Origin of the sequence: Desulfobacter postgatei 2ac9, from assembly GCF_000233695.2 — a bacterium.
GTDB classification, from domain to species: domain Bacteria; phylum Desulfobacterota; class Desulfobacteria; order Desulfobacterales; family Desulfobacteraceae; genus Desulfobacter; species Desulfobacter postgatei.
In genome coordinates, this window is record NZ_CM001488.1 from 2,433,897 (window position 1) to 2,447,913 (window position 14,017).

The window sequence follows — 14,017 nt, forward strand, 5'->3', positions numbered from 1 at the left end:
ACTTTTTTGGACTGCCAATATGGAGTAATGAAATGTCCTGAAAAGGAGAACACATGGCTAAATCCAATGACCCCTTTGCCGAACTATCCATGCTTGATTTAAGGGGCAAACAATCGGTGAGGGCAACATTCAAGCTCTCTCAGAAAGCCATTGATGCCATCGGCCTTGTGGCCGTTCACATGGGCATCAAGCAAAAATCCCTGTTTGATCACATTATTGAAGATCATGCAGCATTGGATCAGCTGGCCCGATCCATCCGGATACGCCAGTTCAAGCAGCTGGACAGAAAGCAGAAAACTTTTGTTCTCAGCCGTAAAACAATTGAGGCATTGACGGCCATCTCCGAAACCTATAGTATGCCCCGGGATGCGCTTGTTGAGTATTCCATCAAAAAACTGGAATCCGTTATCCAGTCTGAAAAAATCAGACACGAAGACCGAAAAAAACTGGCCGGAAATTTGGAGAGCCGTTTCAACGACATTCTTTCACTTTACAGGGAATCGGCGCTAACTTTAGGCAAAGACGACCCTTTTTGCCGGCATCTTGAAAAACTGATAGACCATATGAAACGAACAACCCAGGACGTGGATGCGTTCCTTGAAAAAAGCAAAGTACTTGAAGATTTTTAGGAGAAGACATTGATTGATGTTCAGAATCTGACCAAGTATTACGGCGATTTCTGTGCTGTTGACGGCATCAGCCTCACCATTGAACCCGGCCGGATACTTGGCCTTCTCGGCCCCAACGGGGCCGGCAAGACGACCACTTTGAGGATGCTCACAGGATTTTATACCCCTACATCCGGCACGATCAGGATCAATGACCTCAAAATGCCGGAAGATACCCTGAAAATAAAATCCATGATCGGATATCTGCCCGAATCCGCGCCGTTGTACCATAATATGCTGGTATATGATTACCTGGATTATGTGGCACGGCTTAAAGGGATGGATGATCCCGGGCGCAGGCTGTCCCGGTTCAGGGAATTGGGCAGGCTGTGCGGGCTCTCCGGTATCATGGCCAAGCCCATCGGCAATCTGTCCAAGGGCCTTCGCCAGCGGGTAGGGTTAGCCCATGCCATGATGTCCGACCCGGATATCCTGATCCTTGACGAACCCACCTCGGGCCTTGATCCCAACCAGATCGCAGAGATCCGTGATATCATCAAAAGCATCGGCAGGGAGAAGACCATTATCTTTTCCACCCATATCCTTTCCGAAGCCGAAGCCACCTGCGACAGGATCGCCATAATCAACAAGGGCAAAAAAGTGGCGGACGACAGCGCCGAACATTTAAAACAAAATGCCCGGCACCGCAGTGTGGTCCGCCTGACATTGCAGGGTGCGGAAATAACCGAGGCCCTTGCCCATCTTAAGGCCTTTGACTCAAGCATTGACATCACTGTAACAGATACACCTGCAAGTGAAGGTATAAGCTTTGAACTGTGCTGCAAAGAAGATAAAGATATCCGCCAGGACCTTTACCTGTCCATTAAAAAAACAGACTGGATTATCACCGAACTTGCAAGACAATCTTTAGCCCTTGAGGAAATCTTCCACGAACTGACACGGGAGAGCGCTTAATGACACCGATCAAAACCATCGCCTTAAAAGAATTTAAAGACTATTTTATTTCGCCCATTGCGTATATTGTTATTTCCCTTTTTCTTATTGTTACGGGGTGGTTTTTCTTTTCCACCTTTTTTATTTACGGGCGGGCCGACCTAAGAGACTTTTTTGCCCTTCTGCCCATGACCTTCTCCTTTTTTATTCCCGCCGTGACCATGCGCATGTTTGCCGAGGAAAAAAACGTGGGATCTTATGAGAGTCTTTTGACCATGCCGGTCTCCTTTACCCATATCGCCCTGGGCAAATTTTTTGCGGCAACCGCCTTTGCTGCGGCCATGCTGCTGCCCACCCTCTCCTACCCGCTGTTCATTTCCTTCATCGGAGATATGGACTTTGGGCCTGTGGCCGGGGGGTATCTCGGGGCGATACTCCTTGGCGGGGCATACTGCAGCATAGGGCTGTTTGCCTCGGCGCTGACCCGGAACCAGATCATCGCTTTTATCATCGGGTGCGCCATGTGCTTTACCCTGACCATCATTGACCGGATGCTTTTTTTCATCCCCGAACCTCTTGTGCCGGTTATGGAATACATCGGTGCCAATGCCCATTTCACAAACATTTCCAAAGGCATCATCGATTCAAGGGATCTTATTTACTTTACATCCGTGATCTTTATCTTCATTTTCTCAACCGATATCGCCATGAAAGAAAAAAATTAAGGAGTCACCATGGGTAAGCCTTTCCTTAAAGAATATTATCTGAAATTTATCCTGTACGCCGTTGTTATCGTTTTGTTGAATGTGGCCGGATTAAGCCTGTTTTTCAGATTTGATCTGACCGCCAACCGGATCTATTCCCTGTCCGATGCCAGCAAACAGGCCGTCTCCACCCTGTCCGAACCGTTGAACATCAAAGTATTTTTCTCAAAAAACATGCCTGCTCCTCACAATAATACGGAACGGTATTTAAAGGATCTGCTCACGGAATACGCAGCCCAGGCCGGACGATATTTCAACTTTACCTTTTATAATGTATCTCAGGAAACCGACATGGGGGACCAGGCAAACCAGAATCGTGAAATGGCACGGGATTATGGAATATCTCCGGTTCAGATCAGGGTGATGGAGAACGATGAGCTGAAATTTAAAAACGCTTATATGGGCCTGGTTATCCTCCATGGAGATCTCATCGAAAAGATCCCGGCCATCACCACCACGGACGGACTTGAATATCAACTGACCTGCGCCATCCGAAAACTGAACAATAAGGTCTCGGCACTTTTGCGCCAGACGGATAAAATTAATATTACGATGTATATCTCCCCCGGACTTAATGCCATAGGGCCTTTAATCGGGTTGGACGGGCTCCCGCAGCTTGGCGATGAAGTGGCCGCGGCTGTGGGCAACCTGAACAGTAAAAACTTAAATATTTTCCAGTTTGAGCGCAAGGATATCTCAGATCCGGATGAACTTGAAAAGGTCTCAAAAAAACATGATCTCATGGCCCTGCGCTGGCCTGACCTGCCCGAAAAAAATATCCGGGCAGGCTCCGGCACAGCCGGCCTTGTGGTGGAATATAAAGGCAAGGCCTGGACCTTACCCCTGATCACAGCAGTGGAGATTCCGATCATCGGCACCACCTATCAAATGGCGGACCCCCGGGGACTTGAAGAAGAGATTACGGCGGTCATGGAAAAACTGATCGGCATCAACAAGGATATCGGCTATCTGTCCGATCATGGGGGCCCCACCCTTGGACCGGATCGCATGGCCATGATGCAGGGCCGGCCCGGAAACGGTCTTTCCGTTTTTGATCAGCTTGTGGGCTCAAGATACAATATCAGACAGATTCCCCTTAAAGATGAAGGTATCCCCGAAGGCCTCAACTGCCTGGTGATTGCCAAACCCACCAAACACTTTTCCGATTATGAACTGTTCCGGATTGACCAGGCCCTGATGAAAGGCACAAATATCGCTGTTTTTGCCGATGCCTTTGAAGAGCAGCAGGGCCAAGGCGGAATGATGGGTATGCCCTCCTTTGCCCCGATTGATACCGGCCTTGAAAAACTTCTGGCCCACTATGGCATTCAGATCCAAAAAGCCTATGTGCTGGACAAAAATTCATATAAACAGCAATTGCCCCAGTCCCAGGGAGGCGGAGAGCAGACCATCTATTTTGCGCCGGTGATTAAAGAGAACGCCATCAACAACGATCCTCTATTCATGAAAAATATCAAAGGGCTTGTGGCCATGCAGATATCCCCGCTCAAGCATGTCAAAGGCAACCAGGACGAGGCAAAGGTCCGTGCGATCCGTCTTCTGTCCTCATCTGACCAGGCATGGCTCATGGAAGACAACATCAACCTGAATCCCATGTTTTTAAGCCCGCCCCCCTCAGATAGCGATCTTTCCACCTATGACCTGGCATATCTTCTGGAAGGGCAATTTACATCTTACTTTAAAGGCAAACCCGTCCCCGAAAAGGAGGCTGGAGAAACCGACATCCAAGACGAAGAAAATGAGGAAGGCCCCCAACCGCCTGAGAAGTCGTCCAAAAACATTGAAGGGCTTGAAGCCGGCAACCGGGTAATCGAGACATCAGCACCTGCAAAAATATTTGTACTCGGATGTGTGCAGATGCTGCACGACAACATGCTGGACGAAGAGGGCCGCACCACCAATGCCACCTTCCTGCTCAACGTTATAGACCACCTCAACGGAGATGACGGCACAGCTCTTTTGAGAAGCAAGCAGCAAACCTTGAACCCCATTTCCGACACCGATCCTTTAACCAAAAACATCATTAAGGGATTCAATGTTATAGGGCTTTGTGTGCTGGTTTTCCTCTTCGGTCTGGGTGTCTGGTTTTTCAGAAGCATAAAAAAGAAGAAAATTGCACATATGTTTGGTTGATTTTTGAATCAAGGAAGAATCATGAAAAAAGAATATATCATTTTAATCATCCTAATCATCGGCTTGATTGCCTATCTTGGTCTTAAAAAGGACAACCAGGTCCATTATGAATTGCCAACGATTCCCCAGGTGGATACCACCCGCATTGACCGGGTGGAAATCTCAAAGGCAGACCGCCTGGTAGTCCTTAATAAAGGAGAAAATGGCTGGACCGTTACCGACAAAAAATTTTCGGCAAACCCCGAAGACATAGAGCAGATGATCGGCACATTAAAGGCGATAAAACTGTCCGCCCTTGTATCAGAGGCAAAGGACCTTGCAAGGTATGAACTGGATGACACCCATGCCGTAAAGGTCAAGGCCCTGGCCGGAAAAGAGGCGGTACGCAGCTTTGTCATCGGCAAAACAGCGCCCAGCTACAACCATACATTTATCTATCTGGATGACAAGGATCGGACCGTATACCAGGCCAACGGCAATTTCAAAAGTCAGTTTGACAAAGAAATTGCGGATTTCAGGGATAAAAAAGTGCTTGAATTTGACCCGGCCGGCGTAAACAAGCTTACATTGGAGAAGCAGGGACAAATCGTCACTTTGATAAAATCCCAGACACCTGAAACAACCGATCAGGAAAAAGAGGAAACCAAAAAGGATTTGATCAAAAAAAAGCCGGTCCCCCAAGAATCGATCTGGAAAAAAGAAGACGGTTCTGTTACAGATCAAAAAACGATATCAGATCTTTTGTCGTCTTTGTCAAAGCTTGAATGCCAGGCCTTTTTGGATGAAGACAAGGCTGCCCGGTTAAAGGAGATACAACCCTCATATAAAATTTTACTTGAAAACGATAAAACTTTTATTTTAAATCTGTTCAACAAAAATGAGAATCAGGATGTGGAAGGGTCTTGTTCATACACACCCTATGCCTTCACCTTGACCAGCTATAAAGCCGAAGATATTGTTTCATACGCGGACAAACTTTTGGGAATTCAACAACAGGACAGCACTGAATCCGGCGAGGAGTGAACGCTTTATTTAAAATAGCTTACCAGCCCTATAAATGGCTCATTGTTATCCCAGCCATAATTTTAAACACCCTGGTCATGGCGCTGAGTTGCATCTTTGTCGGGGCTGTTTTCAGCCCTGACAAAGCTGATGCGCTGGCCGTGACCTGGGCCAGAATAGTCTGTGCCATTGCGTTTATACGGGTCAGAATCGAGGGCAAGCAAAATTACAATCCCCAATCATCCTATGTGGTGGTGGCCAATCACAAAAGCATGGTGGACATCCCTGTGCTACAGGGATTTACAGGGCTGACCATCAAATGGGTGATGAAAAAGGAACTCAAAAAGATCCCTGTTTTTGGTACAGCCTGTGCGTCTCTTGGCTGCATATATGTAAACAGATCCAATGGTCAGGCTGCTGTGGAATCCATAAAAGCGGCAAAAAAGAACTTGTCGGACAAGGCGAGCGTGCTTTTTTTTCCCGAAGGGACAAGATCCAGGGGCAATCTTCTGCCTTTTAAAAAAGGCGCGTTTGTCTTTGCCATGAATTCAGGACGGCCTGTTTTGCCGATAACCATTAAAAATTCAGAACATATCTTACCCTCTGATACCCTTGCCCTCATGCCGGGTACGGTGGATCTGATCATCCACCCCCCAGTGTATATTCCTAACTGCAGCAAGCCAGAACTGAATAATAAAATTGATCAGATTCATCAGACCGTAGATAGCGTGGTTTAATCTGTCTTTACCTAACCTAAGTTAAAGTCTGACCAAAATTCGTCGATCGTCTACTCTCCTCCACATTGTACCACCAATTCCACCCACAATCCGCCACGCCCCCATACTGACATATAACTATTTAATTTTAAATCAGGTACACCGCCCTTCCCCCGACACAACCCTATATCTTAAAAAAATATTCTTTTTTTTAACTTGACTTCTCTTATATTTTTCGTAAAAGTGGCAGCTATGTGGGTACAAAGTGGATGTAGCATTCTATAGAAAAGGCCGCTCAAGTGTTTCGATCCAGTTCCTGTCATACAATTGATGACAAAGGAAGACTCATTATCCCGGCACGATTCAGAAAAGTGCTCAAAGCGGAGGATGATTACGGAATCGTGGTCTCATGCAAGGACGGCTGCATATTTGCCTTTACCTTCACCGAATGGAAGGCTATTGAGGATCGTTTAAAAACGGCTAAGACCTCAACCATGCAGAAGTTCAAACGCTTTTTCCTGGGAAATGCCTGCCCACTGACATGCGACAAGCAGGACAGGGTGTTAATTCCCCAGAATCTAAGAACCTATGCAGGGATAAACAAAGAGGTTGTTCTTGTGGGTGTTCTGGATCGGTTTGAAATCTGGGCCAAAGAAAAATGGGAGCAGGAGCAGAAGGCAATGGAGCAAGAGCTTGAGCGGGAGGAAGTCAGAGAAGAGATCGCTTCCATAGGGTTGTAATATGGGTTTTGAACATATCTCTGTCATGCCGAATCAGGTGCACGCATATCAGAATCTTAAACCCGGAGACATATGTGTGGACTGTACCCTCGGCGGATGCGGACACGCGATGTCAACGCTCAAGGCCATAGGTTCCGACGGGTTGCTCATCGGCATTGATCAGGACATGGATGCCATTGCCAACGCCCGAAGCACACTTCATCTTTTCGAAGACAATATCCGGCTGTACCATAATAACTTCAGTGATCTCCCCGACATTCTCAAAGATGCCGGTATTAATGGAGTTAACAGCATCCTTCTCGACCTGGGCTTTTCACTCAACCAATTGACCCAAAGCAAACGAGGGTTCAGTTTTAAAAAAGACGAACCGTTGGATATGCGGATGGATGTCCGCAATTCGTTAACCGCACACCAGGTGGTAAATACATATTCGGAAAAACAATTGGCTGATATTTTTTTTACATACGGGGAAGAACGCTTTTCAAGACGGATGGCCAGGGCAATCACTGAAAAACGAGTCTGTTCCCCCATTGCCACCAGCCTTGAACTGGCCAGGGTCATTGAGGAAGCCGTACCTGCCGGTGCAAAGGCAAAACAAAAAATTCATCCGGCCACCCGGGTGTTTCAGGCCCTGCGGATTGTAGTCAACCGGGAGCTTGAACGCTTAGAAAAATTCATGCAGGCGGTTCCTTCGATGCTGGTCAAGGGCGGGCGTGTGAGTATCATCACGTTTCACTCCCTGGAAGACCGCATTGTCAAACAGCGGTTGCGGGCCTTTGAAAAAGGATGCACATGCCCAAGACAATTTCCCCAATGCATATGCGGGTTTGTAAAACAAATGGAATCCGTTACCAGAAAACCCGTGACAGCCGATCCGGACGAACTTAAAGCAAATCCCATGGCAAGAAGCGCAAAGCTGCGGGTGGCCCAGAAAATATAGAAAAGGCAAACCAGCTGTGAACACACCACAACAACAGATTGATTCCATCCAGAACCGAAAAGGGTTGCTGTGGTTTTTTCTTATCATGGTGCTGGCAGCCGAGCTTATTTGCAACGCCTGGATCAGGAGCGAATCCAACCAGGCAATGATCATGATTGCAAAAACTGAAAGCCGGATCCGGAATCTGACAGATTATCGCCAGGCCTTGGGCATGGAAATAGAGCGCCTTAAATCCGAAGCACGTATCACCCATATTGCCCGCACCCAGTTGGGACTGGCACCGGACATCTTTAATCAAACCATTTACCTGCCCAAAGGAACGAACTGAATGGCGGCAAACCCTTGTGAAAAAATCGGTTTACGGATTTGTTTTATCCGTTTTTTTCTGCTGCTGTGCCTGGCAGGTATTGTCATCCGCTCCTTTGATATCCAGATTCTCCAGGGTAAAGCGCTTAAAAAAAAAGCTGAAAACACCTATGTCCGGCGGATCACGATCCAGGGTGACCGCGGACTGATCCTTGACCGCAACTCAAATAAGCTGGGTGCCAGCACCGAGGCCCCCGACATCACCGCCGATCCCACCCAGATCGCAAATGTCCGGCAGGCGGCAGGTCAACTGGTACAGATCATTGGCGGTAGCCAGGCTGAAATAGAGAAAAAACTTTCCCAGAAACGCCGGTTTGCGCTTCTGGCAAGCAGGGTGGCGCCTCATAGGGCAGACGAGGTAAAAAAGCTGAACATTGTCGGTATATATATACAGGATAACTCCAAACGGTTTTACCCCAACCGGAGCCTGGCAGCCCAGGTCATCGGATTCACAGGGAAAGATGATCACGGCCTTGAGGGGCTTGAATTCTCATATAATGACTTTCTGGAAGGCCTAACCCTGAAGACAGAAGAATATAGGGACGGCCAGGGAACAGTCCTTGATACGGGAAAAAAGAAGCGGGAAAGCCTTAAAGGATCCACTATTGTTTTAACCCTGGATAAGAAAATCCAGTTTTTCAGCGAACAGGCCCTTGAACAGGCCGTGAAAGAACATCGAGGAACATCAGGCATGGCTCTGGTCATGCAGCCGGCCACCGGTGAACTTCTGGCCGTGGCCCATTACCCGGAATTTAATCCCAACAACTATGGCGATTTCAGCAGGAAGCGGTACAGAAACAGAGCGGTAGCCGACCCCTTTGAGCCCGGTTCCATTATGAAGGTGATCACTGTGGCTGCGGCCATTGAACGGGGCATGCCTGCCACAACCATTATCAATTGTGAAAAAGGCCGTTACCGTATTGGCAGATCCGTGATCCATGATACCCATCCCTATGATTATCTGACCCCGAGCCAGATTGTAAAAGTTTCCTCCAACATCGGGGCTGCAAAAATAGCCCAGGATGTAGGTCCAAAGGCCATGTACTACTATCTGAATGCCTTTGGATTCGGCACAAAAACCGGAATCAACTGCTCTGCAGAAAGTTCGGGCGTTCTTCTGCCTTTGAACCGCTGGACAAACATTGATGCCGTGGCCATGTCGTTTGGCCAGGGCATGTCGGTGACGGCGCTTCAGCTTGTAAGTGCCGTATCAGCCATAGCCAACGGCGGCAAACTGATGAAACCCATGCTGGTTAAAAAAATCCTTTCAAATTCAGGTGAGATTATCCAAGACAATAAACCCTGTGTGATCCGTCAGGTTATTTCTGCCAAAACTGCAGGGATTATAAAAGAGATGATGTCCACAGTGGTCGAGGAAGACGGGACCGGAACCAAGGCAGCTATCCCCGGCTACCGGGTATGCGGAAAAACCAGCACAGCCCAGAAAGCAGACAAAGAGACAAAGCGCTACTCCCATACCAAGTTCACTGCGGCATTTGCAGGCTTTGCCCCCCTTGACAACCCGGCCTTGGCCATCCTGGTGGTGGTGGACGAGCCCAGACAGAATCATTACGGCGGCATTGTGGCGGCACCGGCTTTTAAGGATATCATGGCCCGCTCCTTTAACTACCTCAATATTCCTCCCCAAACAGACATGGTCGCGGCATTACCCCGGGAGGTGTCCCATGAAGTTGAGTGACATCCTGAACACAATTGACATCGTGCTCACGCCTGATCAGGAACAGGCAGGCATGGTCACCACCTCCATTTCCGATATTACCTGCGATTCCAGGCAGGTGGTGCAGGGGGCTTTATTCATTGCCGTGGACGGTCACACAGCAGACGGCCATGATTATATCGCCCAGGCCTTTGACAAAGGGGCAGCGGCGGTTCTGGCCCAAAAAATTCCCCAGGGAGTGACCCGGGATCAGGCCCTGCATATTGTTCTTTCAAAGGACACCCGCAAAGATACAGCCATTGCGGCCGCAAACTTTTTTGGCCACCCATCAAAGGATCTGGTGCTTGTGGGCATCACCGGAACCAACGGCAAAACCAGCATTACCTGGCTTTTGGAACAGATTTACCAGACTTGCGGCATCACCTGCGGCGTCATCGGTACGATAAATATCAGATACCCGGGCACCACCATTGACAACCCCGTCACCACCCCGGATGCGGTTTGCCTGCAAAAAACCATGCACGACATGAAACTTGCCGGTGTCACCCATGTCATCATGGAGGTCTCTTCCCACAGCCTGAACCAGCATCGAGTGGATGGATGCGAATTTAATGCAGCCGTGTTCACCAACCTCACCCAGGATCATCTGGATTACCATGACGGATTCGAAGATTATTTTGCCTGCAAGAGAGTACTGTTCACCAGGTGCTTAGGGCCCTTTGGGGACGGAACCCGGGGCAAGGCCGTTATCAACATTGATAATGAATACGGCACCCGGCTCGCGGACAGCCTTAACCTGCCCGCAATCCGGGTCAGTGCGGATCGTGAAGCCGATATCCGGGCAATTGACATCACAGATGACATCCATGGACTGAGAGCCATCCTGGATTTCAGTGGTGTACACGCGCCCATGACTTCGGTACTCACGGGCCGCTTCAACTTAGAAAATATTTTATGTGCGGCCGGTGCGGCTTTGGCCACAGGTATCTGCCCTGAATCCATTGCCCGGGGCATTGCGGCCCTTGAACGGGTACCGGGCCGGCTTGAAAAACTTCCCACAGAACTGAACCGGCATATCTTTGTGGATTATGCCCACACCCCGGATGCCCTTGAATCCATCCTGAAAACCCTTGCCGGTCGAGCCCCTGCACGACTGATCACGGTGTTTGGGTGCGGCGGAGACAGGGACCGCACCAAACGCGGCCCCATGGGTGTCATTGCCTGCAAATACTCGGACATCGCGATTGTCACCTCGGACAACCCGAGAACCGAAAATCCGAATGCCGTTATTGACGAAATTATAGACGGTATCCGTGCCCAGGGATTCAAAGAAATCGACCCTTACAGCCCCGGTGCCTGTGAAAAAGGATATATCCGGATGACCGACAGGGCCAAAGCACTGGCTTTAGCCGTGCGGATTTCAAAACCCCAGGACATTATCGTGGCGGCAGGTAAAGGCCATGAAACATACCAGATCACCAATGCAGGCACCATTCACTTTGACGACAAGGAGCACTTAACCAATGCCTGCACCAACGCATTGACGCCCAGACCATGGGATCTTGCGGATCTTTCCAACGCCATCGGGTGTGACGCCGTAACCGTTTGGGGACAAAAAACGGTTACCGATGTCAAGAGAGCGGTTTTCAAAGGAATCAGCACCGATTCAAGAACCATCTCTCCGGATATGGTATTTCTGGCATTGGCAGGGGAACATTTTGACGGACACAACTTTATTCCGGACCTGGCAGAAAAGGGAATCATCGTTTTTGTTGTCAGGCAGGGTTACCTGAACACCTTTGATTTAAATCAAAAGCGACTGATGGACAAACCCCGTGTCTGCTTTTTTGAAGTGCCGGACACCCTGGCTGCCCTGGGACGCCTGGCCCGCTATCATAGAATGCGCTCCAATGCGCGGGTGGCAGCCCTGACAGGTTCGAATGGAAAAACATCCACCCGGAAAATGGCCGAAGAGATCTTTTCTCTGCACCATGACACCCTGGCCACCCAAGGGAACCTGAACAATGAAATCGGCCTGCCCCAGACCTTGCTCAGACTGGCAGATATCCATGAATGGGCCGTGGTGGAGATGGGCATGAGCAACCCGGGCGAAATCGCACGCCTTTCCGCCATTGCCAAGCCCGACATTGCCCTGATCACCAACACCCATGGTTCGCACATGCAAGGTCTGGGCTCATTGGATAACGTGGCCCGGGCCAAAGCTGAAATTTTTAAAGGCCTGAACCCCGGCGGCACAGCCATCCTTTTTGCTGATGACCCAAGACTTGAAATCCTTGTCCAGGGTGCAAGGGAAAACCCGACCACAGGCAGCGTGATGCTTTTCGGCACACAAAGCAAAAGCGATGTACGTTTATCGGAAATCAACACAACGGATCACCGCATCACCTTTTCCCTTACCATAGATGGGCATGCCCGCCAATATGCGCTCCCCTCCCCTGCTGCGTTCATGGCCTTTAATGCAGCCGCTGCCGCTGCCCTGGCAAAGGCCGCCGGTATTGATGAAACAGATATTGCCCAGGGGCTTGAAGCGTTTGTCCCGGTCAAGGGCAGAATGCGTTTGAGGCATCTTGACAACGGCATTCATCTCATTGACGACACCTACAATGCCAACCCCTGTTCCATGAACCAGGCCCTGCAGGTCTTAAACCGGCTGGCGGGCAGTAACCGGGGCATTGCCGTGCTGGGTGACATGCTGGAATTGGGAGATCAGACCCAACTGCACCACCGGCAGGTGGGACACCTGGTGGCAGCGCTTTCACCGGCAAAGCTTTTACTGTTCGGCACCCAGGTCGCCCAGATCCGGGAAGGTGCTTTGGAAAAAGGATACCCGGATGCCCACATCGTCATGGGCTCCAAACAAGAGTTGGCACAAACCCTGAAGAAATCAATAAAACAAGAGAATTGGGTACTGATTAAAGGCTCCAGGGGCATGACCATGGAAACGCTGATTCCGGTACTTGAAGAAATCCCTGCTGAAAGGGCAGATTGATCTAATGTTTTACCAATTTTTATACCCGTTACATGAACATTATACCGTTTTCAATATTTTTCGGTATATTACCTTCCGCACCATATACGGAGGGCTGACCGCCTTTATCATCTGTTTTATTCTCGGCCCCATTGTGATCCGGCAGCTGCAGATCATGCACTTCGGCCAAATCATCCAGACCGATGGCCCGCAGTCCCACTTAAAAAAGCAGGGCACCCCCACCATGGGCGGCATCATGATTCTGTTTTCCATTTTTGTTTCCACATTTTTATGGGGAAACTTCACCAACCACTATGTGGGAATATTGCTGCTGTCCACCCTGCTTTTCGGTGCCATCGGTTTTATTGATGACTACCTGTCGCTGATGAAAAAAAGGAATATGGGATTCACGGCGAAAAGCAAATTCCTTCTCCAGATCCTTTCCGGCCTGCTCATCGGTTTTCTGATTTATATCAGCCCGGACTTCAATACCGTGCTCACGGTACCGTTCTTCAAAGACGTGGCCATGAATTTAGGTATCTTTTATATCCCCTTTGCCTGCCTGGTTATTGTGGGCACATCCAATGCCGTGAACCTCACGGATGGTCTGGACGGATTGGCCATCGGCCCCTTTATCGTGGCATCACTGACGTATATGCTGTTTGCCTATGTGGTCGGTCATGCCCAGTTTGCCGAGTATCTGCAGCTCCGTCACATTCCCGCAGCCGGTGAAGTATCTGTCATCTGCGGCATTCTGGCCGGTGCAGGCATGGGATTTTTATGGTTCAATGCCCATCCGGCCCAAATTTTCATGGGCGATACCGGCTCTATCCCCCTTGGGGCCATCCTTGGCACCATTGCCGTGGTCACCAAACAGGAGATCATGCTGGTACTCGTGGGCGGACTTTTTGTCATGGAAGCGTGTTCTGTGATTCTTCAAGTCTCCTATTTTAAACTCACCCACGGCAAGAGAATCTTCAGAATGGCCCCCCTGCACCACCATTTTGAATTAAAAGGCTGGCATGAATCCAAAGTTATTGTCCGGTTCTGGATTATTGCCATTTTCCTTTCGGCCATAGCGTTGAGTACATTGAAGATAAGATAAT

At 49.3% G+C, this 14,017-nt stretch carries 12 protein-coding genes; all 12 read left to right on the forward strand.

What is annotated here, in order from left to right; translation table 11 throughout:
- Positions 1 to 53: 53 nt before the first annotated feature.
- The 12 genes from DESPODRAFT_RS11135 (at position 54) to mraY (ending at position 14,016) form a co-directional block, all read left to right on the forward strand.
- A complete protein-coding gene (locus tag DESPODRAFT_RS11135) occupies positions 54 to 629 on the forward strand; it encodes a hypothetical protein (protein ID WP_004073602.1) in 576 nt (191 codons plus the stop codon).
- Between the two features lie 9 nt (positions 630 to 638).
- Positions 639 to 1,583: an ABC transporter ATP-binding protein gene (locus tag DESPODRAFT_RS11140; RefSeq protein ID WP_004073603.1), complete on the forward strand. Its 945-nt coding sequence runs from the start codon at positions 639 to 641 to the stop codon at positions 1,581 to 1,583.
- Complete coding sequence (locus DESPODRAFT_RS11145) at positions 1,583 to 2,287, forward strand: ABC-2 transporter permease (RefSeq protein ID WP_004073604.1); 705 nt, start codon at positions 1,583 to 1,585, stop codon at positions 2,285 to 2,287. The genes DESPODRAFT_RS11140 and DESPODRAFT_RS11145 overlap by 1 nt, the downstream gene beginning before the upstream one ends.
- 9 nt (positions 2,288 to 2,296) lie before the next feature.
- A complete protein-coding gene (locus tag DESPODRAFT_RS11150; protein WP_004073606.1) occupies positions 2,297 to 4,480 on the forward strand; it encodes a Gldg family protein in 2,184 nt (727 codons plus the stop codon).
- Positions 4,481 to 4,501: 21 nt separating this feature from the next.
- Positions 4,502 to 5,503, forward strand: a complete 1,002-nt coding sequence (locus DESPODRAFT_RS11155; RefSeq protein WP_004073608.1) for a DUF4340 domain-containing protein — start codon at positions 4,502 to 4,504, stop codon at positions 5,501 to 5,503.
- The gene (locus DESPODRAFT_RS11160) at positions 5,500 to 6,219 is read left to right on the forward strand and encodes a lysophospholipid acyltransferase family protein (protein ID WP_004073609.1); all 720 of its coding nucleotides are present in this window, start codon (positions 5,500 to 5,502) and stop codon (positions 6,217 to 6,219) included. The genes DESPODRAFT_RS11155 and DESPODRAFT_RS11160 overlap by 4 nt, the downstream gene beginning before the upstream one ends.
- A 278-nt stretch (positions 6,220 to 6,497) precedes the next feature.
- Positions 6,498 to 6,938, forward strand: a complete 441-nt coding sequence (mraZ, locus tag DESPODRAFT_RS11165; RefSeq protein ID WP_004073610.1) for a division/cell wall cluster transcriptional repressor MraZ — start codon at positions 6,498 to 6,500, stop codon at positions 6,936 to 6,938.
- 1 nt (position 6,939) lies between these two features.
- Positions 6,940 to 7,878, forward strand: a complete 939-nt coding sequence (gene rsmH / locus DESPODRAFT_RS11170) for a 16S rRNA (cytosine(1402)-N(4))-methyltransferase RsmH (RefSeq protein ID WP_004073611.1) — start codon at positions 6,940 to 6,942, stop codon at positions 7,876 to 7,878.
- Positions 7,879 to 7,894: 16 nt separating this feature from the next.
- On the forward strand, positions 7,895 to 8,206 hold the full coding sequence (locus tag DESPODRAFT_RS11175) for an FtsB/FtsL family cell division protein (RefSeq protein WP_004073612.1): 312 nt from the start codon (positions 7,895 to 7,897) through the stop codon (positions 8,204 to 8,206).
- Positions 8,207 to 9,943: a peptidoglycan D,D-transpeptidase FtsI family protein gene (locus DESPODRAFT_RS11180; RefSeq protein WP_004073613.1), complete on the forward strand. Its 1,737-nt coding sequence runs from the start codon at positions 8,207 to 8,209 to the stop codon at positions 9,941 to 9,943.
- Positions 9,930 to 12,932, forward strand: a complete 3,003-nt coding sequence (locus tag DESPODRAFT_RS11185) for a UDP-N-acetylmuramoyl-L-alanyl-D-glutamate--2,6-diaminopimelate ligase (protein ID WP_004073614.1) — start codon at positions 9,930 to 9,932, stop codon at positions 12,930 to 12,932. The genes DESPODRAFT_RS11180 and DESPODRAFT_RS11185 overlap by 14 nt, the downstream gene beginning before the upstream one ends.
- Before the next feature lie 4 nt (positions 12,933 to 12,936).
- Positions 12,937 to 14,016: a phospho-N-acetylmuramoyl-pentapeptide-transferase gene (mraY, locus tag DESPODRAFT_RS11190; protein ID WP_004073615.1), complete on the forward strand. Its 1,080-nt coding sequence runs from the start codon at positions 12,937 to 12,939 to the stop codon at positions 14,014 to 14,016.
- Position 14,017: the final 1 nt, after the last annotated feature.

Bases quoted from the DNA above. Each gene is read 5' to 3' on its own strand.
- DESPODRAFT_RS11135 (WP_004073602.1), top strand. From the start codon at position 54: ATGGCTAAATCCAATGACCCCTTTGCCGAACTATCCATGCTTGATTTA.
- DESPODRAFT_RS11145 (WP_004073604.1), top strand. From the start codon at position 1,583: ATGACACCGATCAAAACCATCGCCTTAAAAGAATTTAAAGACTATTTT.
- DESPODRAFT_RS11150 (WP_004073606.1), top strand. From the start codon at position 2,297: ATGGGTAAGCCTTTCCTTAAAGAATATTATCTGAAATTTATCCTGTAC.
- DESPODRAFT_RS11155 (WP_004073608.1), top strand. From the start codon at position 4,502: ATGAAAAAAGAATATATCATTTTAATCATCCTAATCATCGGCTTGATT.
- rsmH (WP_004073611.1), top strand. From the start codon at position 6,940: ATGGGTTTTGAACATATCTCTGTCATGCCGAATCAGGTGCACGCATAT.
- DESPODRAFT_RS11180 (WP_004073613.1), top strand. From the start codon at position 8,207: ATGGCGGCAAACCCTTGTGAAAAAATCGGTTTACGGATTTGTTTTATC.
- DESPODRAFT_RS11185 (WP_004073614.1), top strand. From the start codon at position 9,930: ATGAAGTTGAGTGACATCCTGAACACAATTGACATCGTGCTCACGCCT.
- mraY (WP_004073615.1), top strand. From the start codon at position 12,937: ATGTTTTACCAATTTTTATACCCGTTACATGAACATTATACCGTTTTC.